Origin of the sequence: Neomelitea salexigens DSM 19753 (genome assembly GCF_000422345.1) — a bacterium.
In the GTDB taxonomy this organism is placed as follows: Bacteria; Pseudomonadota; Gammaproteobacteria; order Pseudomonadales; family Spongiibacteraceae; genus Spongiibacter; species Spongiibacter marinus_A.
Map to the genome: position 1 here is coordinate 53,363 of NZ_AULP01000009.1, position 25,598 is coordinate 78,960.

14 protein-coding genes are annotated in these 25,598 nt (G+C 56.8%); 10 read left to right on the top strand and 4 right to left on the bottom strand.

Annotated elements, in window-relative coordinates; translation table 11 throughout:
• Positions 1–4: 4 nt before the first annotated feature.
• Together H573_RS0113110 and H573_RS0113115 are read right to left on the bottom strand one after the other, a co-directional pair.
• Positions 5–2,194 (bottom strand): peptidase M19, encoded by a 2,190-nt coding sequence (locus H573_RS0113110; RefSeq protein ID WP_027874670.1) that lies wholly within the window; start codon positions 2,192–2,194, stop codon positions 5–7.
• 149 nt (positions 2,195–2,343) lie between these two features.
• Positions 2,344–3,156, bottom strand: coding sequence for a queuosine precursor transporter (locus H573_RS0113115; RefSeq protein WP_027874671.1), 813 nt, complete (start codon positions 3,154–3,156; stop codon positions 2,344–2,346).
• A gap of 58 nt (positions 3,157–3,214) precedes the next feature.
• On the opposite strand from H573_RS0113115, the gene H573_RS0113120 reads away from it, so the two are divergent.
• The 10 genes from H573_RS0113120 to H573_RS18230 all read left to right on the top strand — a co-directional run bounded on the left by H573_RS0113120 (position 3,215) and on the right by H573_RS18230 (position 22,821).
• A complete protein-coding gene (locus H573_RS0113120) occupies positions 3,215–3,949 on the top strand; it encodes an SDR family oxidoreductase (RefSeq protein WP_027874672.1) in 735 nt (244 codons plus the stop codon).
• Positions 3,950–4,036: 87 nt separating this feature from the next.
• Positions 4,037–6,313, top strand: coding sequence for a hypothetical protein (locus tag H573_RS18210; protein WP_051171297.1), 2,277 nt, complete (start codon positions 4,037–4,039; stop codon positions 6,311–6,313).
• Complete coding sequence (locus tag H573_RS18215; RefSeq protein WP_084498077.1) at positions 6,310–8,688, top strand: beta-glucosidase; 2,379 nt, start codon at positions 6,310–6,312, stop codon at positions 8,686–8,688. The genes H573_RS18210 and H573_RS18215 overlap by 4 nt, the downstream gene beginning before the upstream one ends.
• Before the next feature lie 97 nt (positions 8,689–8,785).
• Entirely contained in the window at positions 8,786–10,921 is a 2,136-nt protein-coding gene (locus H573_RS0113135; protein WP_027874673.1) for a molybdopterin oxidoreductase family protein, read from the top strand.
• 82 nt (positions 10,922–11,003) lie between these two features.
• A complete protein-coding gene (locus H573_RS0113140; protein WP_027874674.1) occupies positions 11,004–13,523 on the top strand; it encodes a TonB-dependent receptor in 2,520 nt (839 codons plus the stop codon).
• Positions 13,524–13,630: 107 nt separating this feature from the next.
• Positions 13,631–15,094: a M20 family peptidase gene (locus H573_RS0113145; RefSeq protein ID WP_027874675.1), complete on the top strand. Its 1,464-nt coding sequence runs from the start codon at positions 13,631–13,633 to the stop codon at positions 15,092–15,094.
• A gap of 169 nt (positions 15,095–15,263) precedes the next feature.
• Positions 15,264–16,259, top strand: a complete 996-nt coding sequence (locus tag H573_RS19140; protein ID WP_051171299.1) for a sulfotransferase — start codon at positions 15,264–15,266, stop codon at positions 16,257–16,259.
• A gap of 469 nt (positions 16,260–16,728) precedes the next feature.
• The gene (locus H573_RS18225; RefSeq protein ID WP_051171300.1) at positions 16,729–20,784 is read left to right on the top strand and encodes a non-ribosomal peptide synthetase; all 4,056 of its coding nucleotides are present in this window, start codon (positions 16,729–16,731) and stop codon (positions 20,782–20,784) included.
• A gap of 5 nt (positions 20,785–20,789) precedes the next feature.
• Positions 20,790–22,103, top strand: coding sequence for a glycosyltransferase (locus H573_RS0113160; protein WP_027874676.1), 1,314 nt, complete (start codon positions 20,790–20,792; stop codon positions 22,101–22,103).
• A 19-nt stretch (positions 22,104–22,122) separates the two neighbouring features.
• Entirely contained in the window at positions 22,123–22,821 is a 699-nt protein-coding gene (locus tag H573_RS18230) for a 4'-phosphopantetheinyl transferase family protein (protein WP_154653900.1), read from the top strand.
• Here H573_RS18230 and nhaC read toward each other — a convergent pair.
• Both nhaC and H573_RS0113175 read right to left on the bottom strand, forming a co-directional pair.
• A complete protein-coding gene (gene nhaC, locus H573_RS18235; protein WP_036256781.1) occupies positions 22,818–24,242 on the bottom strand; it encodes a Na+/H+ antiporter NhaC in 1,425 nt (474 codons plus the stop codon). The two genes, H573_RS18230 and nhaC, sit on opposite strands and share 4 nt — an antisense overlap.
• Before the next feature lie 88 nt (positions 24,243–24,330).
• Complete coding sequence (locus H573_RS0113175; RefSeq protein WP_036256850.1) at positions 24,331–25,578, bottom strand: cytochrome P450; 1,248 nt, start codon at positions 25,576–25,578, stop codon at positions 24,331–24,333.
• Positions 25,579–25,598 lie beyond the last annotated feature (20 nt).

Sequence of the window (25,598 nt, forward strand, 5' to 3'; positions counted from 1 at the left end):
CAGCCTACTGCGCATTGCGCGGGTTGTATGAGCGCTCCCAGGTCTGCAGATAGGCCTCTGCTGAGTTGAACAGGGCATCGATAGCTTCTTGACCGCCTTCGAGTCTGACCTCTTCAACGTAGTCGGCAACGAGGCCGTAATGGGCCATGCCCACTTCATCGATATGCCAGTACTTGCCGCTTTCGGGAATGGTCAGCATTTGCACGGTGACGGGCTCGGCGTCTTGGAACTGTGGCCCCCAGTCGTCACCCTGGAACAGCACAAAGGGATATTGCACCGGTTCAGAATCGCCACCGCGTGGCCCGGCGTGGCCGCCAAAGCCGTTGCCATCGGCGCCATAGCCCAATGCCATCAGGGAGTCGCTAACACCGGCTTTTTCGCGCCAGAATTTCAGTTTCTCCATAAACTCTTTGTGCTTAACACCGTTGCCCTTGTAGGGGTAGATTACGCCGCCATTTTTAAGGATGCGCGCAGCCTGGTCGCTGGTCAGGCCACCGTGGGCGTCGTGCGACGATACCATGGGGTAGGCGGGCGTACGCTGCTCAGCTAGGTCGAGCATAATATCCTTGCTGTGGTAGGCGGCGTGGTCAATATCCATCACCATGCCGCGGTCCATCATCGCGTTAAGCGCATAGTTACCCAGCTCGGTTACTGTGCGGGCGTTACAGCGCAGTCCCTCGGGGTAGATTGGCAATGCGCCGCCGGTGATGTCGAGCACCATGCTGGATAGCGGGTCATTGCCGCTGCCGGGCAGTGATGTTGCAATGGCGAGACCGGGGTCGCGTACGGTGGGTTCTTCGCTGGGGTAGTCGCGGCACTCTGAGGTTTTCCAGAAAGAGCCGGTATCCAGCAAATTGAGGAAGTTCATAATGTCGCTGAACAGGCCAGTGCCGCCCAGCGCTGTGTCGATGTCGTGGTAGGCGTAGAGATGGCGCACGCCAAGATCCCACAGCTCCTGTAGCTTGGCGTCGATCTGCGCTTCATCGCATTTGGGGATTTCGATATTGCCTGCGATCATGGTCATGCCGCAGTCGAAGACCTGCGCAGCTTCCATGCCCAGCACCACTGCCAACTTACCCTCGTTAATCACCTCGCGTGCCTGCTGGGGGCTGGTGACTATGCGGTACCAGCCTTTACCAGGGCCGCCGTGCTGGGCGTCGACGTAGTCCTGAATTTCATACATGTATTTGATTTGTTTGATGGCGATGCTCATATCGTTGCAGTCGGCATCGGGCGTCAGTGAATAAATAGAGCCCACGGTGCACAAACCAGCGATATTGGTGCCGTGGTTGACCATCAAGCGAAGTCCCGCCAGCCAAGCGCGCTCCACCCAGCGGTAATACAGCACGGTATGAGACAGAGACTTGTTGCGTGGCCAATCGACAAAAGTCGGCCAGCCCTGCGTTTCGTGGTTGGGCGATGCGCCGGTTTCCAGGATGAGGTCGGGGCCACGAATACCGTTGGGGCCGTGGAGTTCTTCGCAGTCTTCGAGTGCATGGGTCACACCAAAGCGATGGAAGGCCTCCCCGTAGAGTACGCCGCCAGCAGAGGGGCCAACGTCACCGGCGTAGGACAGCTCGCTGCTCATACCCATGTGATTGTGGATGTCGGCAAAGCCGATAGCGGGTTGGTCAACGCCGCGGCCTTTGAAGGTTTCGCCAGCCACCGAGGTGGGCATTTCCGGATAGTCACTGCAGCCCGCCGTGGGTGCAAACAGGAATTGGCTGGCGGTGCCGCTGGCGTCGCCTGTACTTAGCGCGCCATCGGCAGCAACGCTCAGTGTTTGTCCGCTGTGGCTTTGCAGGCTAAAGGTTTTTGAGCTGGCATCGCGCTCAATGGTCCAAATGGCGTCGTCGCTGGGTTCAGTCGCCGCGGTGATATTGCCGCCGCTGGCTGTAATAAAGCGCTCGTCGCTGGTGTATAGCAAGTATTTACCGAGTGTTGCCGGTCTCATATAGAAGCGTTCGGCGCTGGTTTTCGCGCCGTCCATACGCAAGGTGCCGTCGCTGAGAGCAGCGTATTGCTTAGTCGCATTGGATTGCAGAGAGTAGCAGCCGTTGGCCATGGCAAAGCGGGTTTCGGGAATACCGCGTTGGCTGGTGCTGTTATTGTTGTTACTCGATGATGAGCTAGAGCCGCCGCATGCGGCGAGCAGCACGGCGGCGAGAAGCGTGATAAAGAGCTTGGCGTTCATACGTATTACCCGGGTTGTGATGGTTTTGCCTTCCTGGCGCACTGCGATTGCAGTGGGCAAATTCTAAGCAATAAGAACTCGTCGATACCCTAGTGTGCAATAGTATGTTGTCACTGTCATCTATCTAACAGTAATTTAAAGTTTGTGGTTTAATTTTGCCGCTGCGCGGCAATTTTCATTTCTGTGGCAAGGGGCTCACCCAGGTAGCGGTCGATGGCGTAGTGCGCCGCATAAATTACCGGAGTGAGTGCAATGGCCATGGTAAATTTGTACAGGTAGTTCACCACACCAATGGCCAGCACCAGCGACAGCCCCCATTCGGCCCCCAAATAAAAGGCGATAAACAATACAACAAAGCTATCGATGAACTGGCTCACGAGTGTGGAGCCGGTTGCACGCAACCAGATCAAGCGCTCGCCGGTACTGGCTTTGATGCGATGAAATACCGCGACATCGATGATTTGGCCAATAAGAAAAGCGATGAGTGAGCCGATAATAATCCATAGGCCCTGGCCGAAAACCAGGCGGTAGGCGTAGTCGTAATCGGCTACTTTAGCCGCAATCGCTTGTTGCTCGCTGCTTGGCAGGGCGGGGTTGATGTGAGACTGCGGCCAGAAATCCGCTGGGGTGAGTTCTATGCCCACGTAGAACATCGCAAAGGCGTATAAAATCAGGCCGACGGTGAGGTAGGAGAGTAGCTTCACGCCGCGCTGTCCGTAGTATTCGTTGATCAGGTCAGTGAGCACAAACACAAAGGGCCACAGCAGTACCCCGGCGGTTAAGTTGAAGGAGAGGTTGTCGACGCCGAACAGGCTCAGAGACAGTGGCTCAACCCCCAGGCTGTGTTCCAGCGAGAAAATCTTAACGCCAATAAACTCAGCAATTAATGCATTGGCGACAAAAAAGCCCGCCATTAAGATGAAGAGTTTGATAGCTTTGTTATTAACGATATTGTCGATCATTCGTGGCCTGATGCTTGGGGTAAAATGAGCTCGGCAGAGCTGCCAAACAGGAAATAACATGACAGGAAGCGTTTCTGAGAACAAGTCGCCACTGCTGCTGATAAGCGGTGCCTCCCAGGGTATCGGCGCAGCAATTGCCCGGGAGTTTAGCCGCCAGAAGCCCGCTATGCGGTTGGCATTGGTGGCGCGCAATGCCGATAAACTGGAACAGGTTGCCGCGCAGTGTCGCGGTTCCGCACAGCTTGAAATCTACCCCTGTGACGTAAGCGATGCGGCGGCTGTGCAACGTCTTGGTCAGCAACTGCAGCGCGATATGGGCGCCGTCGATGTGCTGATTAATAATGCGGGCAGCTGGCACGGAGAGCCGGTAGCGGAGATGGCCGTAGAGGACTTTGACCGGATCATCGCCAGTAATTTACGCAGTGTCTTTTTGATGTGCCGCCAGTTTTTGCCGGCGATGCTGGAGCGTGAAAGCGGTGATATTTTTAATATGGCCTCTACCGCTGGGTTGGAAGGCTACGCCGGCGTGTCCGCTTACTGTGCAGCCAAGCATGGTGTACTGGGTTTTGCTAAGGCCTTGCGTGAAGAGGTGCGCGGTAAAAACATTCGTGTATGCAGCGTTTCGCCGGGGCCGACCTGGTCGCCGTCGTGGGAAAATAGCGGTATCGCCGAGCAGGCCCTGATGCCAGCTGACGATGTTGCGCGCGCGTTTTGGCATCTCTACGCGATGGATCGCAATGTCGTGACCGAGGACATTGTGCTGCGACCGCAACAGGGGCATATCAGCAGCTAAGCGACTCGTCCATTTGGGTTTTGCTGGCGGGACACTGAGCAGCGTAAGATCACGTTAATAACAATAACGTGACAAAAGGTTTTGCGTATGCGCGCTCAGTTGTCGGTGCTTGCTGCACTGCTGTTCGGCCTAACCGCTTGCGGTGGGCAGTCTTCCTCATCATCAAATACAGTCTCCCCAGCGTTAGACACAGCCCTGACTCGTGGTGCTGTACCCAGTGGCGCGCCCGCGGCAGCGTTTGGGGACATACCCCAGCTCCAGCCGCCGGCAAGCTGGCCCTTTGAAGAGGGTGCGCCGCGAACGTCCGGCACGGGCCGCTATGCTCACGGTGCCTATTACTGGACCGACTTTATTTACGACGCCAATGGTGCCAAGGGCCCCAATGTGCCGTTCTATCGCATTGGCACGCCCACTGGCGGCAGCCTGCATTACCCTGAGGCAAGCATGGCGGGTAACGGTGCCGATTTATTCGTTGTGGCGCTGGGCCGAAAAAATGGCGAATTATTTTTCCGCGTGGATTGGCAGACGCTAATTGACCACAGCGTGCCGGTTGCAGCCTTTGCCATCGACAACCAGGAAGGGGGCAGCGACGAGTGGCCGGGTATTGCAGGCCTGCGCAGCCTCGGGGTCGATGCCCTGCTGATGTTATCGGCTAATGGGGCCTTTATTGATTATAAAGATGGCAGTGGCCCACAGTTTGTGGCACCGGTCACTGTGGATATGGCATCGCGGTCGTTTATTGCGGCGCTGCCGCAGAGCAGCTTGGCGACGGACCAGCCGTGGACGCTGTACGTTGCCTCGGGCATCAACAATGGCGAAGGTGGTTTCCTTAATGACAACGCCGGCTTTCGCAGCCTGCCCAATCAGCCGCCGGTATTTAACCTGGCATTTCGCGACTACGACGATGAGCCGGCGTTATTTAATTTTTGGTTTGATGAAAGTCAGTCGACGGCGCTGAACACGGGTGATGTTTCCGCCTTTTCCAGGGAAATTGACTGGGCGCGAATGGGCGAGACGGAGCCCGAGCCGCTGCGCTATGGCTACAGCAATCGCTGGTATCTGTCCTCGGTATCGGGTGCCGAGCTCGGTGATGGGAGCTTCGCGGCGGGTGTTGATCGCAGCGAGGCGGGGGTGGTCGCCGACCCCGGTTACTACGATGCTGTTCAGCCCTACGGTATTTATATTCCCAGCAGTTACTCGCCATCTTCTGAGTCGCCGAGCCTGTTTACCTGGCTGCTGCACAGCTTTACGCAGAACCATAATCAATACAGTGCCAGCGTCCCGAACTACTTGTTAGCGGCCTGCGAAAACCTTCGCCAGTCAGTGTGTGTTACGCCGCTGGGCCGGGGTTCCGCCGGCTACTATGAGGCCGCCGCAGAGCTGGATTTTTGGGAGGTATGGCGCGATGTGGCGGCGCATTTCAATATCGACAGCGAAGCCGTGTTTACCACCGGCTACTCGATGGGCGCGATTGGCTCGATCAATCTCATGGTGAAATACCCCGAGGTATTTTTCGGCGGGGTGATTCTGGCCGGCTCCCATGCCAATGCCAACCTGTTGCCGTGCTCGCTGGATAACAACGGCTGCGTCGAGCCCAAGGGGCCGGAGTTGATGGAGAACCTGAAATGGAACGGTTACTACCAGGCCCACGGCACCTTTGATCAACTTGTGCCCTTTCCGGATGCGCGCGCCACGGCAGACGGCATGCGCGACTTCGGCTATCGCTATGTCTTCGACCACTACTTAGTTGAGGATCACATTGTCTGGACCCTGAAAGATGCCGGCTACTCTGCCTTTGAAAAAGCCGCGCAGTGGATGGTGGACTGGCAGGCTTCAGAAGGGCAGCGTCGCTCTGCCCCGGGTGAGCTGGTTTATCGCTGGGAGCCAGATAAGGTGAATACAGATTGGGGCATCGGGCCTACTGGGGCGTGGTGGCTAGAAGAACTTGAGGCAGTTGCAGGCGCCGAGTTTGCCGAAATTCGCGCCCAGTCCGGCGCCTTGCCCGAGCCCAGCATTTCGCCGGAGCCCAGCGTCGGCGAGTTGATTTTTCCCGATGCGACTACCCTGAGCCCCGCAGTACGCGACAGCCAGTTGTGGCAGCGAGGGAGTGCCGAGGCGGCGACCGGAGAGCTGCGGGCCAGCCTGGTTCAGGTGGCGGCGCTAACGATCAATTTGCGCGAGGCAGGCATTGCTGAGCGCGACGATAAACGTCTGGTACTCAGTAGCGATGGTCCCTACCAGCTTCGCCTCACCGGCCTTGATGATGGCCAAAGCGCTGAGGTTGAGGGCAGGCGCTGGCAGGTGCGTAACGGCGAGCTTGTATTGAGTATGCCGGCGGGCGACAGCCAGGTGGTGTTCCCATGAAGTGTGGTGTTTCCAGGAAGCGTGACTTCCCCGTTAGCTGGCTACTTTTTCTCGCCGCAGTGAGTGCCCTGTTAGCTGCCTGCGGTGGCAGCTCTTCACCCTCTGGCACAACGCCAAGCCCGGTAAGCCAACATTGCGGCGAGCTTAGCGAACGACCGTGGTGTGACGTCTCGCTATCAGCCGCGCAGCGCGCGGAATTGTTGGTGTCCGCAATGAACCTGGAGCAGAAAATTGATTACCTCGCGGGAGACGATCCCCAGGCCTCGGCCAGTGGTGACCCCTATGTCGGTATCGTCAATGGTATCGATGCCCTGGGCATCCCGCCGCTGAGAATGAGCGACGGCCCGGTTGGCGTGCGCGGTAGTCCGGCCACGGCGATGCCGATACCTCTGGCCTTGGCGGCAAGTTTTAACCCGGCGTTAGCGCGTGAAACCGGCGCGGCGATCGCCAATGAAGTGCGTAACAAGGGTAATGATCTTGTTCATGCGCCGGTGGCCGATTTAGTGCGCAACCCCTTGGCGGGTCGCAGCTTCGAAACCTTTGGCGAGGATCCCCTGCTGGCAACACGAATGGTTGTGGAGTGGGTGAAAGGTAGCCAAGCCCAGGGCGTAATGGCCAATATCAAACACTATTTGATGAACACCCAAGAGGGCATCGTTAGTGTGCCGCCCGTCGCTGCGGTGGTGGGTGGTCGCTCGGTGGTGAATGCGGTGGTGGATGAGCGCAGTATGCGCGAGTTGTATATGCCGCCCTACGAAGCCGCGGTGAAGGAGGCAAATGTTGCTTCGGTAATGTGCGCTTATAACTACGTGAATGGTGCTCCAGCGTGTTCTTCAGAGTACTTGTTGAAAAGCGTATTACGCGATGAATGGGGGTTTGACGGCTTTTTAGTTACCGACTACTTCTTTGCCCAGAAGGATACGGTGCAAACTGCAAATGCCTCGCCCATGATCGAAATGCCCTACGGCGTATTTTTCTCACAGCCTTTGTTACAGGCAGCTGTGCAATCTGGCGCAGTGCCCGAGCAGGTTCTGGACGACAACCTTACCCAGATATTTCGGCGCTTGTTCAGTGTCGGTTTTTTTGACCGCCCCCGTTATCAACGCAACGACGACAATATCGACCAGGCGGCCCATGCGGCATTGGCACAAGATGTTGCCGAGCAGGGGGCGGTGTTGCTGCGCAATGAAGGGGTGTTGCCGTTGAGCGATGATGTTCGCCGCATCGCAGTGATCGGCGCGTCGGCGCAAACGCGCCCGAGCGGCGGTGGTTCCTCTTTTGTCACGCCATTTCGTTTTAAAACGCCACTCGAGGCGTTAAGGGAACGGGCGGGCGAAGATGTAGAAGTTTCGTACTATGATGGCGGTGATATCGCTGCCGCAGTAGCGGGCGCCGCCGAGGCAGATGTCGCACTGGTGTTTGCCAGCAATTTGGCAACCGAGGGCAGCGACCGTTTTTGTTTGGCACTCGACTGCACACTCGCCGATGCGCCTGACTCCCTATTGCTAAACAACCTCCAAGGGGGAGCCCCCACCTTATTGGATCAGCTGACAGATCCGGTATTTGCCAGTTCGCCAATACGCGAGGTACTTGATCAACTGTTTGCGCCGCTGCTGTTAGGCGCGCCGTTGCTGCCGGTGTCTCACGACAACCAGGATGCATTAATCACAGCGGTGGCGGCAGCAAATCGCGATTCCGTGGTGGTGTTACAAAATTCGGGGGCGGTGCTCACGCCGTGGCGCGAGCAGGTTAACGCGCTATTGCAGGTCTGGTACCCAGGGCAGGAGGGCGGTAGTGCCATCGCCCGGCTGCTGTTTGGCGATACCGACCCCGGCGGCCGCCTGCCGCTGAGCTTTCCGGAAGAGGAGCTGGACAACCCTGTTGCCGGAGACCCTCGGCGCTACCCGGGCCTCGCCAATCAAGCGGAGCATAGTGAAGGGGTTTTTATCGGCTATCGTTGGTTTGATCAGCAATCGCGTGAGCCCGCCTACCCCTTCGGCTACGGTTTGTCATATAGCGAGTATTCGTTGACGGACTTGCGAGTTGAGCGCGACGAGGGTGGGGTTGTGGTAACGGCGCGGGCGAGCAATATCGGCGACCGCGCCGGTTGGGTGGTGCCGCAGCTATATGTTGGCCTGCCAAGCCCGGCTGCTGGTATTGAGCAGCCGCCGTGGGCGCTAAAAGACTTCTCCAAGCATTGGTTGGCACCGGGCGAGTCAGCAAGCCTGCGCTATCAGCTTAGCCCACGGGATTTGAGCTATTGGGATCAAAGCGGCAAAGACTGGGCCATGGTGGCCGGTGACTACCAATTCGCGCTGGGCTGGTCCTCTCGCGACCGTGTTATGCAACGGCAGCTATCGCTGGGTGGCCTGTGAGTGCAGTTTACGGCGCTTGCTGCTAGAGTGTATTCACTGAATACATTGTGCGCGATGGCGCGCAGATAATAATAAGCGTGTGCAAGAGAGGCCTGTTATGCCGCGATCCGGTACGTTTTATCGAACCTGTAACCTCTGTGAAGCCATGTGCGGTGTGGCGATAACGCTGGAAGAGGAGCAGATTATCGCGATAAAAGGGGATGAAAACGACCCTTTTAGTCGCGGCCATATCTGCCCCAAAGCGCTGGCTCTAAAAGACCTGTATGAAGACCCCGATCGCCTGCGCAAGCCGATGGAAAAGCGCGATGGCCAGTGGCATGAGCTGGAGTGGGAGGAGGCGCTGGATAAAGTTGCCGAGCGTATGCGCAGTCTCCAAGAGGAGCATGGGAAGGATGCACTTGGGGTCTATTTGGGCAACCCAAATGTGCATAATCTGGGTGGAACCCTGCTCAACGGCGGCTTTTTGCGCGCGCTGAAAACGCGCAATAAATTTTCTGCGACGTCGGTAGATCAACTGCCCCACCATATGGTCGCCTGGAAACTGTTCGGGCATCAATTGCGCATCCCTGTTCCCGACATCGATCGCAGTGATTATTTTGTCATTATGGGCGGCAACCCGCTTGCGTCGAATGGCAGCATTATGAGTGTGGCAGACGTGCGCGGTCGGCTAAAGCAGGTAAGGCAGCGCGGCAAAGTGGTGGTGATTGACCCGCGGCGAAGCCAAACGGCAGAGCTGGCTAATGAGCATCACTTTATACGCCCGGGTAGCGATGTACTGCTCCTCTTGGCCATGTTGAATCACTTGTTTGTCTCAGAGCAGGTGACGGCCGGTCACTATCGCAGTTTGCTCGATAGCGACCCAATGGCGCTAAAACCGCATTTTGATGCCTACACTCCCGAGCGGGTGGCGGAACATATTGGCATCAGTGCCGCCGATATTCGCAGACTCGTCGACGAGTTTTGCGCGGCCGAGGCGCCGGTGCTGTACGGGCGCATGGGCGTGTCGGTGCAGGAGTTTGGCGCGCTGTGTCAGTACTTGATTATGCTGTTCAACGTGCTGACCGGGACTCTCGATAGCCCCGGCGGCTTGATGTTCACCACGCCCGCAGCCGATATTTTGCCCCAGACTGGGCGCGGAAATATGGGGCGCTTTCACAGCCGGGTTCGTCAGCTACCAGAATTTAATGGCGAGCTGCCGGTCTCGACGCTGGCAGAGGAAATTACCACCCCCGGTGAAGGCCAGATTAAAGGCATGGTGCTGATCGCGGGGAACCCCGTACTGTCGACGCCCAATGGCGACCAGTTAGATAAGGCCTTTGCCAGCTTGGACTTACTGGTGTCGGTAGACTTCTATCTAAATGAAAGCAGTCGCCATGCCGATTTTATTTTGCCGCCAGTCAGCCCGCTTGAGCGCGAGCATTTCGATGTAATTTTTAATCTGTTGGCGGTGCGCAACAATGTTCGCTATGCGCCAGCATTATTTCCTCCCGGTGCTGATGCCCGCCACGACTGGCAAATTTTGTTGGGGCTGCGGGACCGCCTGGCACCGCCCCGCTCGCTGAAGGAACGGCTGAGCCGCCGCGTTGAACAACGCCTCGGGCCAAGCGGTCTGTTGGCCTTCCTATTGCGTCGGGGCCCCTACGGCGCAGGTTTGCATCCCTTTAAGGGACTGACTCTTTCCAAGCTCAAATCCGCCCCACACGGTATTGATCTGGGGCCGCTCCAGCAGCAGTTGCCGAAGGGGCTGTTTCACAAAGATAAGCGAATTCACTTGAGCGCGGCGTTTTTCCTGGCGGACCTACCCCGTGTTGAGCAACGCTTCTTCGAACAACAACGCGCAGCAACATTCTTACTTATCGGCCGCCGGGATGTGCGTAGCAATAATTCTTGGCTGCACAATAGCCAGCGCTTGGTGAAAGGGAAGTCGCGCTGCACGGTATTGGTTCACCCCGACGATGCCCGGCGCTTGAATATTGCCGACCATGACACCGTGCGAGTCAGCTCGCGGGTTGGCAGTGTTGAGTTACCGGCATCAGTCAGCGACGAGGTGATGCCCGGCGTGGTGAGCATTCCACATGGTTGGGGCCATCACCGCAGTGGCACGGCCTGGCGCCGCGCAGAGGCTAACGCCGGGGTGAGTGTTAACGACCTCACTGACGAGCAGTTTATTGACACCCTGTCGGGAAATGCGGCATTGAACGGTGTGCCGGTGAACGTAGAAGCGGTTGCATAGGCGATGGCACGGGATTTGCCTCGCAGGGTTTGCCAACAATAAAAAAGATAACCATGTCCCATCGAATGCTGGAGAGCTGTGAATGAAAACGAACAAAGCTGTGTTGTTCCCGCTGGCGATGTCTGCGCTATCGACGTTGTGTGTCGCGCCGAGTTTCGCGCAAACTGAAAATCGCGCCATGCTGGAAGAGGTAGTGGTCACCGCTCGGCGGCGTGAAGAGAGTTTGCAGGATACCCCGCTGGCGGTATCGGCGCTGGGCGCGGATATGCTTGAGCAAATGGGTATCAGCGATATTGAAGACGTGGAAACACTGGCGCCCAGCCTTCAGTTCTCGCAGACCAACTACAAAGCGCCGGCGGTCTTTATTCGCGGCATTGGCCAGCGCTCGGGCAATCCCGTGTTGGACCCTGGGGTGGGCATGTACTTGAACGGTGTCTATGTGCCGCGCTCTGATGCCCAGCTGCTCGATGCGGTTGATGTGGCATCGATACAGGTATTGCGGGGCCCTCAGGGCACACTGTTCGGCAAGAACAATATTGGTGGCGCCATACTGGTAGATTCGAAAAAACCGTTTACCGACGGCTTTGAATTTGGCGCAAAACTTGGCGCGGGGAATTACGGGCAGAAAAGTGCCAAGCTCGATGCCAACCTACCGCTCAGCGACAGCATCGCTATGCGTGTCGCGGTGAATGCCAAGCGCAGCGATGGCTCAATCGATAATGTCGCCGCTGACTATGCGCTGTTTGATCAGGACCGCATGGCGGTGTCATCGCGGCTGATTTGGTATGTCAACGATGAGTTCGAAGTCGACGTCTTCGGCTTTTTAAGTCGCATCGATGAGCGCGGCTCACCCTACAACTGCGTTTTTCAAAACAGCAGTGCCATTCTTGCGCAGGGCATTTACCGAGGGGCTGATGGTTCGGATTTACAGGCCGCCTGTAACGAGAGCTCTGAATTAGCGAAAACCTTTAAGGTCAGTCAAACCGCGGAGGATGCGGTCTATGCGATCGACAACCATATGCTGGCACTCACCTTGCGCGGCTCGGTTGCGGGAATAGATGTAGAGAGCATTACCAGCTACGCGATGCAGGACAATATCCGAATTAGTGGCGACTCTGATGGCACGGCGATTCGTGCAGTGGCGGTTGGCCCTGATGCCGGTTATCAGGTACTCAATGGCTCTGATGATCCGTCGGTCGGCGATGCTGTTCGCGAGCAATTCAGTCAGGAGGTGAAATTCAACGGCACCGCCTGGGACGATACCTTGAATTACACCTTTGGTGTGTTCTACGCCGAGGAGAGTTTGGAAAATAGCATTGACGGCACCGAGGTGGGCGACAACGGCTTGGTGGCGGTAGGGCCGGGCGCTGCGGTTGATCTGGGCATTCCGCTTCCCAATGCCCTGGTGTTGCCCGTGCAGGCCAACGCCGTTGCCTTGGCCGACTACGAAAACACCACTGCGGCAGTGTTTGCGCAGGGAACATGGGATATGACCGAGACCCTGCAGCTGACATTGGGTTTGCGCTATACCGAAGAAGAGCGCAGTACGGTGCAAATTCAAGGCACGCCGGACTACGATGAATACGCGACTCGGCTCAATGCCCAGATTGGTAGCAATCCCGCAATATTGCTGCCCGTCACCCATGTGATGGACGGTATTTTTTCGCCGGTGCCGCTGGCGCAGTATTTTGCCTATGAGGCGCCCTCGGTTCCTCTGCTGTATGCGGCGCCGCTGCGCGGTGATACGCGCTTCTCGGAATTTACGCCAGCGGTCACGCTCAATTACCTGGCCGATGATGAACTGCTTGAGTCCCTGAATCTCGACAGCTTTATCGCCTATGCCACCGTGAGCAAGGGCTTTAAGTCGGGTGGTTTGGATGTGCGCTCGACGCAGACCGATTCGTCGATCAAGCAGTTTGAGCCTGAGATTGTCGTCAACAAAGAGATCGGTTTTAAATTAGATGCCTTGGATAGCCGCCTGCGTTTCAATGTGGCGGTGTTCCAGATGGATTACACCGATCTACAGGTCGCGCTTTATGAGCGCGGCACCACTCAAACAGAAGTGGTGCAGTTTACCGGCAATGCGGGCGAGGCCGTGGTCGACGGGTTTGAATTTGAGATTACCGCCCTGCTGGGGGATTTCACCATCAATGCCAATGCCGGGTATACCGACGGCGACTTTATTGACTATGACCTGGGTACCAATACCGCTGATGGCTTTGCGATTGTTGACCGCAGCGGCGAGGCGTTTCCCCAGGTGCCGCAAAATGTTCGCGGCGTTGTCGTGCAATATGATTGGCACTCGCCGATTGGTCTGATTATTCCACAGCTGCAGTACTACTATTCCGATGAAATATTCATCGGTACGGATTACCTCAGCGGTGACTACGCGAGCTCGACCATCGGCCAGTACGAGCTTTTCAATGCCAGGGCGCGTTGGCAGATCAATGAACAGATGGGCGTATCGGCCTACGTGAATAACCTAAAAGATGACCCATACTTTGTTGGCGGGATCGCAGTAACCAGCGTGATCGGGGTTGCCAATCGCGTTCCCGGAACGCCGCGAGAGGTGGGCGTAGAGTTTAGCTACCAATTTCAATAAACTGTAATGCCGCCAGGCCCGAGGGTGGTTAAGCCATATACGGGCCTGCGTGTTGGTAAAGATGGACGCGGGCCGACAGTCGGCCCACTAGAAATGGACGAGGAACTATGAAGCGTATATTTGGCATGTTGCTGGGTGCAGTGCTGCTACTGACCGCGGTGCTGGTAATTCGCACACTGCAATTCGCGCCACCACAATTTGAGGCGAGCGAAATCTTGGCTGACGTTGATTGGTCAGAGGCGGAGTTGGCAGCGGGGCTTGCCGGAGCGCTGCGTTTTCCCACCATTTCGAATATCGATGCTGATGCCGTGGATCAGCAAGCATTTGAAGACTTTCAGGCCTATTTAAAACAGCGCTTCCCCAAGGTGTTTGCACAAATTCCCCACCAGCGCCTGCCCGGCGGTACCTTGCTGTTTCGCTGGTCGGGCAGCAGTGAAGCGTTAAAACCTATTATGCTGATTGCCCACCAAGACGTGGTGCCCGTGATACCGGGTACCGAAGATCAGTGGAGCTATCCTCCCTTCGCGGGGACCATCGCCGATGGTTACATTTGGGGGCGGGGAGCAATCGACGACAAAGCCAGTGTGATCGGTATTGTAGAAGCCACTGAGCGTTTGCTTGAAGAGGGTTTTGTTCCGCCGCGCACGGTTTATTTGGGCTTTGGTCACGACGAAGAGGTGGGCGGCAAGGGTGCACAGGCCATGGCGGCACTGTTGGCTGAGCGTGGTGAGTCGCTGGCCTTCTTGCTAGATGAGGGCGGGGTGATCGCCAAGGACATGCTACCCGGTGTCGCGGAGCGCGTCGCATTGATTGGCCCGGCTGAAAAGGGCTATGTCAGTTTGAAACTCAGTGCCGACGGTGGCGGTGGTCACTCCTCCATACCACCGCCGCAAAGTGCGGCGGGCATTGTTGCGGCGGCAGTGGCGCGCCTCGAGGCCAATCCGCTACCTGCTGATATGCAATATACGGTGGACTTTATTCGCTATTTGGGTGACAGCGTACCTTTTTACCAACGCTTGCTGTTTGCCAATAACTGGCTGTTTGAGCCGCTTTTGGAAAAAGTACTGAGCAGTCAAGCGCCGATCAACGCCGGTATGCGCACGACGACGGCCGTTACCATGTTGCAGGGCAGTGTGCGGGACAATGTACTGCCGATTATCGCCTATGCCGTGGTGAACTTCCGTATTCTTCCGGGCGATACGATTGATGGTGTGCAGCAGAAGGTGGCGGAGATCATTGATGATCCTCGCATTCGCATTGAGACCTACGGCGGCTTCGGCAACAATCCCTCTGCGGTGGCCTCGCCCGAATCGGCGGGTTTCAACGTACTCGCTGACCTCGTCCGACAAGTGAGTCCCGGCACCTTGGTAGCACCGCGGTTAGTGGTCGCGGCGACTGATGCCCGACACTTCGAGGAGGTATCGGAAAACAGTTATCGCTTTATCGGAGTAGAGGTTGGCCCAAAAGAAATGAAGGGTATTCACGGTACCGATGAGCGGGTCTCTATTGCCAGCTATGTTGAGGCGGTGCGTATTTACTATCATCTTCTTCGCCGCAGCGCTGAATTATAGGTGCTGCTTCTCGCCACTATTTCAGTGTGTTATAGCGGGTAAAAAAAGCCCGCTTTTTGTTGTTGACGACCAAAAACGTCTATCCGTTCTTGGATTTTCTTACCGCTATTCTTATACATTGCCGCCCAAAGCGTGAAGCAGCGCTGTTTAATAGCCCGAGAGACTCCACATGCGTTATCCCGTTGATCCCCATTTCCCAGTGCGCGATGAAGATGCGTCACTGAAAGCTGACCTTGCTGAGCAAAAGGTAAAGCCGATATTTATTATGGGCTTGCACCGTTCCGGCACTACCTTTCTCTACGACAGTGTGGCCAGGGCCTTTCCTCTGGCACAGCTAACCCTCTACGATTTTTTCTACTATGACCGTCTGCTCCGCAACCAACAGCAGGGCGGTGCGAAACAAGACGCGCAGCGCTTGAATGCCTGCTTCGCTGCACTGGGGATTAAAGACCGCAATATCGACTCGGTGCCCGTTTCCGCCGAGGAAGTTGAAGAGTACGGCTATCTCCTCAGGCGTCGCTTCGGCAGTTTTAAGCTCAACGAGCACAGCGCCGAGTTTTTTGAGGAAATGTGCCGAAAGCTTTTGACCGTGCACGCCGGTAGTGAGGCGGTCTTGCTCAAGAACCCCTGGGATACCGGTAATGCGCGCTGGATGGCGGAGCGATTCCCCGAGGCGAGGTTTATCTACATCAGCCGTGAGCCCATCGCGGTGCTCAATAGCATGCTAAACGCGCTGCTTTCCTATCTAGAGGGGCCGCAACATTATCTTGAAATGCTGTTGGACCGTGGGGACGGGCGCCGTAGTTATCGCGCTGGTTATATTGTGTGGCTGGGACTACGGGGACTGCGCAAGCTGATTGGTCGCCGTGCCATTGCCCGCCTCGCGAGGCCGCTGCTGGCGCGAACGGTGGCCAAACAAGTGGCGGCCTACCGCCGCGAGTTGGCGGCAATGCCGGGCCATCAAACGGTCGAGGTGGATTATTCCGCGTTGCGAGAAAACCCTGACGCCGTGATGGAGAGTCTTGCGCCACTACTGGCGGTATCGCGTCGCGCCAGTGATGAAAACATGCGAGCGGTCACTGCCGAGCGGCCCGTTAATCCGGTTTTGCGCGATTACGCCGAGCATCTGGATAGGTTAGTGGAGCGAGAACTGGGCGCCGCTTGATAAGGGATGCCCCCGTCATTCCCTCAAGGCCTGGAAACAGGCCTTATTCACCCGCAGATATTTCCCCTCATTGACAAAAAATATGCGCCATCGGCAGGGCGTTATTTACTTGTGTACGCATAAACCCCTATAGCTATTTTTAAGAGGCTGTATGGCAAGTGTTTTATTGCTCAAAAGCACGCTATGACACATTAGGTGCGAATTGACTATGTCACACTCGTTTCCCAGTGTGCTGCAAGGTATTGAAATATAAGTAAAAATTCTTATCTCCATGTTCTTATGTGTGACTTAAGTCACGCTGGTCGTTTAGTGATGTCCTTATCATCCCTGTGTGTCTTAGCGATTTACACATATAAAAATGCGGCTGCTTAACAGCCGAAATAAAAATGAAAAAATTAAGCAGGGGCTGTTTCCGATTCGTCGGTAGGTTTCCTGTTTAGTGCGATACCTAGCCAGAGAGACGAAGAAGATGGAAAAGTTACCCCGCTCGCAAAATTCGCGAGACCCGTACCTGAGAAAGGACCTTGAAGCCGAGCTGCATTTAAGCCGGGGTAAAGTTGCCACAGGCGGCGCACTTGAGTTGCCAGCCTCACCCGTTAGACCTCTGACGCAGGTTCCCCAACTTCTGCCAATTGCAACAGCGCAGCGCGGTATGTGGATGGGCGAGAAGATCGGCCCCGCCGATGCGGTATATAAACTTGCCGAGTATGTCGATATCCGCGGCCATATTGATGCCGCGGTATTTCTCCGCGCGACTTCCATCTTGACCCAAGAGGCGGAGTCAACGCGAGTACAGATTATTGAAACCGCCGATGGACCTCGCCAATTGGTGGCAGAGGCCTATATGGGAGAGTTGCCGGTTGTCGACTTCAGTAGCCATGCCGACGCCGAGCAGCGTGCATTGCGGTGGATGAACGATGAGCTGCGCCGCCCCGCAGACCTCGCAGAAGATGCACTGTGGTTCAGCGCGCTAATCAAGGTCGAGGATGAACGGTTTTTTTGGTACCACCGCTGCCACCACATCACCATTGACGGTTTTGGTGGCGGTCTGATCGCGCGCCGAATGGCAGAAATTTATAATGCGCTGCTCAGTGGCGAGGAGCTAGGTGAGTCGCCATTTTTACCCTTGGTAACCCAGTTGGAGCAGGAAAAGCTCTATCGCGAATCTGCGCGTTTTGAGCGCGACCGAGATTACTGGAAGCAGCAACTGAGTGGCTTGCCCGATGCAATTTCGCTGTCGCGTCGCAATGCCCAGCGCAGTGGTGGCCTGCGGCGCAGCGGTATTACCCTGTCGCTAGAGCACTCTGCGAAAATTCGCGACATCGCCCAGCAATATGGCGGCTCAGTACCGCAGTTATTAATTGCCATGCTCGCGGTTTACACCTACCGCATGACGGGTCAGCAGGACCTGGTCTTCGGTATGCCGGTTACGGCACGAGCAAACCGCACGCTGCGCAGCATCCCGGCAATGATGGCCAACGCCGTGGCGATTCGCCTGGCGATGGCCGACGATGCTAGCCTTGTCGACCTGCTTGGGCAAACAGCGAAAACCGTAAGGAATGCGCTTCGCCACCAGCAGTATCGCTATGAGGAGCTGCGGCGTGATCTCGGCCTGCTTGCACAGGGGCAGCAGATCTCCTGGATGGGAGTGAATATTGAACCCTTTGATTACGACCTGGGCTTCGGTGGCCACGAGTGCAGTGCACACAACCTGTCGAATGGCACCGTAGAAGACATGACAGTGTTTGTGTTTGATCGCGGTGCCAAGCAGGGCATGAATGTGGTGATTGACGCTAACCCCGCGCTTTACAGTCAGCGAGAGCTCGATGAGCACCGCGATCGATTGGCGCGATTAATCGAAGCGATGATTGCCGCCCCTGAGGGCGCGATCGGTGACTTTGACCTGCTCTCCGAGCAGGAGCGGCACCTGCAGCTGCAGGCCTGGAACGATACCAAGCAGCCGTTGCCGGACAGCCACTTGCCAGCGTTGTTTGACAAAAGTGTCGCCGCTTTCCCAAGCCACGCCGCGGTATCTGACGCCGGGCAAACGCTGAGTTATTCAGCGTTCGGGCAACAGGTCAATCAATTGGCCCGGGCATTGAATGTATTGGGCGTAGGGCCGGGTAAGTTGGTGGCCGTGTCCCTGCCGCGCACCGCGGCAATGCCGATGACGCTGTTGGCGATTATGAAGTGCGGAGCGGCGTATTTACCGCTGGATCCAGAAACCCCCGCTGAGCGCCTGGCCATGATATTGGACGACGCCAAGCCCAGCTTGCTGCTCAGCAGCGTTGAGACCGCCGAAAAGTTGCCTGACTGTGAAATACAAGCGCTGCTGTGGGAAGAGCTCAACTTAAACGCCTTTTCCGGCGACGATGTGCCCCTTGCTGATATTGGCGCAAACAGTCCGGCGTACATCATTTACACCTCCGGTTCGACGGGGCGCCCCAAGGGCGTGGTGATTGGCCATCGCAGCTTGATGAATTTTTTGCTGGCCATGCAGGATGCCTTGGCACTTCAACCCGAGCAGCGGATGTTGGCGCTAACGACCGTGTCGTTTGATATAGCTGCGCTAGAGATGTTTTTGCCACTGCTTGCCGGTGCTCAAGTCCATGTCGCTACCCGCGACATCGCCAGAGACCCGGCGGCGCTGGCCGCGCTGGTGAATGAGCAGGCGATCACGCATATTCAAGCGACGCCTTCGCACTGGCAGGCGCTGCTTGAAGATAATACCGAGGCCTTTACGGGTGTTCAACCGCTGGTGGGCGGTGAGGCGCTGCCGATGGAGCTGGCGCGCAAAATGCGTAAGCTCGGAGCGCCGATTATCAACTTATACGGCCCGACAGAGACAACGATCTGGTCCACGATGATGACTCTGGACAAGCTGGACGGTGGGACGCCGGCCATTGGTCGTCCGATCTGGAATACGCAGGTCTATGTACTGGGTGACGACCTTCAGTTGTTGCCAAATGGCGCTGCCGGGGAATTGTACATTGGCGGAGAAGGCCTCGCGCTGGGTTACCACAAACGTCCCGACTTAACCGCCGAACGTTTTATTGCCAATCCTCACGGCGAGGGCTTGTTGTACAAAACCGGTGACCTTGCGCGCTGGCGTGATGACGGTGCACTGGAATACCTGGGACGCAATGACTTCCAGATTAAAATTCGCGGCTTTCGTGTAGAGACTGAAGAAATTGAATCGCAGTTGATCCGCTGTCAGGGTGTGCGCCGTGCGGCGGTGGTACTGCGTAATGACCCCGCTGGCGTACCAAAGCTGGTGGCGTTCCTGCTCGGTGAGGAGGACTTCGATGCCCAGCACACTGCCTTGGAGGCTGCCACACTGCGCCAACAGATCGAGCGCAGTCTAGCGGAATACATGCTGCCCTCTCACTATCAGGTGCTGGATGATTTCCCGCTGAATGTGAATGGCAAGCTAGACCGCAAAGCCTTGCCGGAGCCTCAGTGGCAACTTGTTAGCGAATACACGGCGCCGCGCAATGCGCTGGAAACGCAGCTGGCCGAGTTGTGGTGTGAAATTTTCAAACTGCCGCGTATCGGCATCCACGATAGCTTTTTCGACCTGGGTGCTGACTCGATTACCGCGGCGCGTATGGTATCGCGTCTGCGTGATGTCGTGGGTAAAGACGTACCCCTGGCGGCCATCTTTGAGGCGACGACGATCGCTGAATTGGCGGAGCAGCTGGAGCGCGGTGACCAAATAGACCCCTTGGCAGGCGTGCAAGCCCTCAACCCCTTAGCCGCGCGTGGCGAGGGTGACGCTCTATTTTGTATTCACCCGGTACTCGGCTTGAGCTGGGGATTCGCGGGGCTAAATCAATACCTGCCTGAAGATACGGCCTTGTTTGGCATTCAGTCGCGTGGCCTCTCTGGCGGGCAAGAGCTGCCTGCGAGTATCGAGGAAATTGCCGCAGACTATATTGCATTGATGCGGGACCGCCAGCCACAGGGCCCCTACCGTATATTGGGCTGGTCGATGGGCGGCGTTATCGCCCAGGAAATGGCGCGTCAGCTGCGCGAGCTGGACGAGTCAGTGAGTTTCCTTGGCGCTTTGGATTCCTACCCCTTTGTGTCGCAGCAGCGTGATGACAAGGCCGGTCAGGTGCGCAGCATATTGGAATTTCTCGACATTGCGGTAGAAGGCGAGCTGCCCGATACCATGGAGGAGCTGAGTGAACTCCTGTGCCGCGAATACGACGTGCTTAACCTGGAGTTTGTCAAACAGTTGCAGGGTAAACAAAGCGCCTTAATTGACGATGTCAGTGCGGTGATTAGCAATAACCTGCAGCTGTTGCAGAATTTCCAGCCGCGACCTGTAGACGTGGACATGCATTTTTTCCAAGCGCTGCAAACGGCCACATCACAGCAGCTGCATCACCGCCCAGATGCCTGGCAGGACGCCGTCGCGGGTCTCAATATTTATCCGGTGGAATGCCACCACCAACAGATGCTGGACGCGGAACCGCTGGCAGTAATCGGACCCTTTGTTAAGCGCGCGCTGGCAGGTTGATAAGCATGAAAATCGCGATCTTCTCCATCGGCACCCAGGGAGATGTCCGCCCTTTTGTCGCGCTAGGCTTGGGCTTGCAAGCGCAGGGGCACCAAGTGTGTATTGTGACGGGCGACAGCTGTGAACAGTTGGTACGCCGTCATGGCCTCGATTACGCGCCGCTGACCGCCGACTTTTTGGAAGTAATGGCCAAGGACCCGGAAGTACTTCAGCGCGGCCTGAACCCCGTTGCGCTTTTGCGTACGGCGCGGCGGGAGTTGTTGGCAATGTCTGCAGACTGGGTCACACAGGCCACGCAGGCGGCGAACGGCGCTGACTTGTTGTTGGGTTGCGGCATGGTGGCCTCGCTGGCCGCCGCCATGGGCGAACGCTACGACATTCCGGTGGTCGAGACCCACTTGCAACCGGTGACGCCGTGTCCTGATATTCCGCCGATGATGTTGCCACCGCCGCGCCGCCCGCGCCCCGGTCTGGTAAACCAAGGCTTGTATCACGCCTGTCGCGTGCTGACGTGGCAGATGCTCAGCCCCGCCTATCGTCAGGTTCGTGAAAAACTCAATTTGGCGCCACTGCCCTGGTATGGGCCGTTTTACCGGCGTCGTCGGACTCACCATGTGTTGTATGGGTTTAGCCCGAGCATTATTCCGCCATCGCGTTATTGGCCAGAGTCGGTGCGGATAGCGGGGAACTGGTTTCTCGATGAAGCTCAGACGTGGCAGGCGCCGGAATCACTGGACGCATTTTTAGCCGCCGGGGACAAACCCATATATGTGGGCTTTGGCAGCATGCTCGGTGATGACAGTGCGGCGCTCAGTGAGGTGTTTTTAAAGGCGCTGAGAAATAGTGGCCGCCGCGCCATTTTTGCAACAGGTTGGGGAGGCTTGGCAGATGTCGACGACGACAATGTGTACTGCCTGACATCGGCGCCTCACGACTGGCTGTTTCCGCGAGTGGCAGCGGCCATTCACCACGGCGGGGCGGGTACGACGGCGGCAGCGGCAAGGGCGGGAATTCCGTCGATAATTATGCCGTTTTTTGGCGATCAGCCATTTTGGTCGTGGCGCTTGCAGCAACTTGGGGTGGCAACCCCTTCGCTGGATCGCAACAGCTTGAATGTCGCGGATGTTGAGCGGGCTATTGAGTCGGCAACAGACGCGGCGCTGCGTCAGCGTGCAGCTACTGTGGGTGAGCAAATGCGCGCCGAAGATGGCGTGGCGGCGGCCATAGCGCAGTTGTCCACGTGGGGCTACCTGTCCCCCGTCAGTGAGTCAAGCCCCGCCGTTGATCGCGACCTTACCGAGCCCAGCCTTGCGCAATAGTGGCGCGGACACGCAGAGCTTGTCATCACCCCTGCCCGCAGGTGGATTTATAGAGCAGGTCTCGTTGCTGCCAATGCCCGAATTGGCCGTCAACGCGGTTCACTGTCGTTTTAAACAAAGCCGTTATACCCGAGACCTGTTGGCGTCTTGGGGCATTGCATTACCAGCCTCTTTGGCGCGGGTGTCCGCCGTGCGCCAAGCGCAATTCCTTGCCGGTCGTTATGCTGCTTGTTATGCGCTGGGTTTAGAAAATGTAGAGAATCGCAGCCCAGCAAGGCGAGATACCGGCGAGGTGATATGGCCGCAGGGGATTACCGGTTCCATCAGCCATTGCGACGACAGCGCGCTGTGCGTGGTTGGGCGTGGAGGGCATTTGGGGATCGATATTGAGCCATTAGTCGCCAGCGATGCCATTGACGAGCTGTGGCGTTTGGTGGGTGATGACAAGGAGTGGCAGCTCCTATCTCGATTGCCTCGCGATTGCGCGTTAACTCTGCTGTTTTCTGCCAAAGAGAGCTTGTACAAAGCGCTGTTCCCGCGCTTGCAGCGCTACATCGATTTTTCCGAAGTGCGTGTTATCGCGGTCGACCTGGAGCGGCGTACGCTCCAGTTCAAGCCGCGCTCCGCACTGGGTTTGGCCTTGCCAAGGGGCTGCATATTTACGGTGTATTGGCAGTGGCTGGGAGAGCGCTGCCTAAGTTACACGCGCTGCGACTAGGCCTCTTCTATCGCTATGTTGAAGCGCATATACAGCATCGACATAAAGGGGCTGATCAAATTAAAAAAGCAAAAGGGCAGGTAGCTGAGCGTTGCAACGCCGAGAGCGGTGGCATGAAATGCGCCGCAGGTGTTCCAGGGAACCAGTACTGAGGTGGCGGTTCCGGCGTCTTCCAGCGTGCGGCTGAGGTTGCGCTGACTCAGCCCCTGCTGGGCGTACATGTCGCCGTACATTCGCCCGCCAATAAGAATGGTCAGATACTGCTCGGCCGCCGTGAGATTGAGCACCCCACAGCTGCCAGCCGTGGTTGCCACGAGCGACGTCCGGCTGCGCGCCAGTCTTTTTAGTCCGCTTGTAATGTCGCCGAGCAAGCCCGAGGCTTCCATCATGCCACCGAAAACCACGGCGCTTAAAATAAGCCATATTGTATTGAGCATGCCTGCCATGCCGCTGCTGGCCAGCAAGGTATCGCTAAAGCTGTGACCGGTGATGATCTCGCTACTTCCTACAATGGTTTGCACCAGCCCCTTGTACAGCCCACTTGCCGAACGCTCGCCACCAATTTGATAGACCAATTCCGGCTGCACATAGGCGGAGATCACCGTGCCGATGAGCGTTGCAATAAACATCACGGGCAGCGCCGGAACGCGTTTTACGATCATGACAACGACGAGCAGCGGCGCAAGCAATAGCCAGCCCGACAGGGTCATGCTGGTGCTCAAGGCATTCATAATCGCTTGCGTCTCGGCGACCTCCCTTCCACTGCTGTGGTGTATACCCAGCCCAACAAAAATAAGCAGGGCAATGGCAAACGAGGGCAGTGTGGTGAGGGCGAGGTAGCGCACGTGACTGAACAACTCGACATTGCACACACCTGCGGCCAGGTTGGTGGTATCGGAAAGGGGGGAGAGTTTGTCGCCAAAGTAGGCGCCAGAGATCACGGCTCCCGCGGTAATGGCTTCACTCATACCGAGCCCCGCCCCGGTTGCCATCATGGCAATGCCGATGGTGGCCGCAGTGGTCCAGGAACTGCCAATGGCCGTTGACACAATGGCGCAGACAATTGCCGCGGCAGCATAAAACCAACTGGGGTCGGCCAGTTGCAATCCATAGTAGATAAGCGTCGGTACAATACCGGCGACCGTCCAAGTGCTGGATAGCGCACCAATCATAAACAGCATTAAGATGGGGATGATCGCAACGCCGATTACTTTTAGCATGCCGTCTTGCAGGGTTTGCCAGGAGCGGCCGCGGTGCAGGCCGATAACGGCCGCGACGCCGCCCCCGAGCAGCAGTGCCAGCTGGTTGGGGCCTTCTATACCGGCATCGCCGTAGAGATAGACATTGAGACCGAGCAGGCCGATTACCAAGCATAGCGGGAGGAGTGCTATGCCGACATGATTAGAGCGGGCTGGGGTCATTGGCTACCACACATTGCTGTTTGTTGTTTGTAGTGGCCAGAATAGCGGGCGCGTTGCGGTGGCGCCACTTTGGCGCCACCACAGAGGCTTAGCGGTTGGTTTTTACCCGCAGGGATTTAAAGCTAATGGAGTTGTGGTCCTCCAGGTCGCGCTCGGGCTCCTCTGCCAGTGTGGCATTGGGGAACTGGCGGAAAAACTCGCGCATACTCAAGTAAAGCTGATGTTTTGCCAGCGCGGCACCGATGCAATAGCGAGGGCCATAGCCAAAGAGTACGTCGGGATTGAACTCGCGGCGTACATCCAGGCGGTAGGGGTCGTCGAAAAAATCGGGGTCGTGATCTTTTAAGTGGGGCATCATTAACACCATTTGCCCTTTTTTCACTTGCTGCCCAAGCAGTTCACGGTCTTCTGGTACGTAGCGGGCGAAGCCCATCTTCGAGTTGCCTGCCCAGCGCATAATTTCGCTAAAGGCATTAGAGAAGGTGGCGGTAGACTCCAGTGCCAGGGGGATCTGATCTGGGTTCTTCAGAAAGGCATAGGCCGACCACTGTTGAGCCATCAGTGTGGTGTCGGCGCCGGCGCCGATCAGTGCCAGGATCAAGGTAACGATATCCCACTCGTCGAAATCGTCATTTTCCGCTTCCACTTGCAGCAGCGCGCTGAGGAAGTCCTCTTCACCTACAGGTGACAGGCGGCGCTCGGCGATGACTTCCAGCAAGATGTCGATGGCCAGGTTGCTGTCTTGCTGGGCTTTTTCCCTGCGCTCATCGGAGATGGTCGGGTTCCAGGTTTCGGTAAAGGTCAGCACCGTCTGCTTGATCTGGGGCCAGTATTTTTCTGGAATACCCACCATGCGAGTGATGGAGATAAAGGGGATGTGTCGCGCGACATCTTCAATGTAGTCGAATTCATCGGCGTCTTTTAAGCCCTCGAAAAGGCGGACGATATCGGGCTCGATGCGTCGGTTGATGTTATCAACAACATTGCGAGAAAACGCCGGGGAGGTGATCTTGCGAATAAGGCGGTGGTGGTCAGGGTCAGCCAGCAGGCTGTGACCCACCAGGGCGCGCTCGAAGTTATTCCAGTTTTCTTCCAGTGGCCGTGGCGGCGCAAACTCCCAGTCGTAAAAGTCTGAACTCAGGTACTCATTCTTCCAGCAGTCCATGATGTCCGGCATGCGGGTCATAATCCAGCACATCCAGGGGGCGTACCATACTAGTCGGCCGCGCTCAGAAAGCGCTTTGCATTGGGGGCCGGGGTCCATGGCGTATTCCATGGAATTAGGGTTGAAGATCGATTCGATCGGGGGCAGTTCCTGCTGTTCAGTGGTTTGCATTGCGTACACTCCTTTATCTT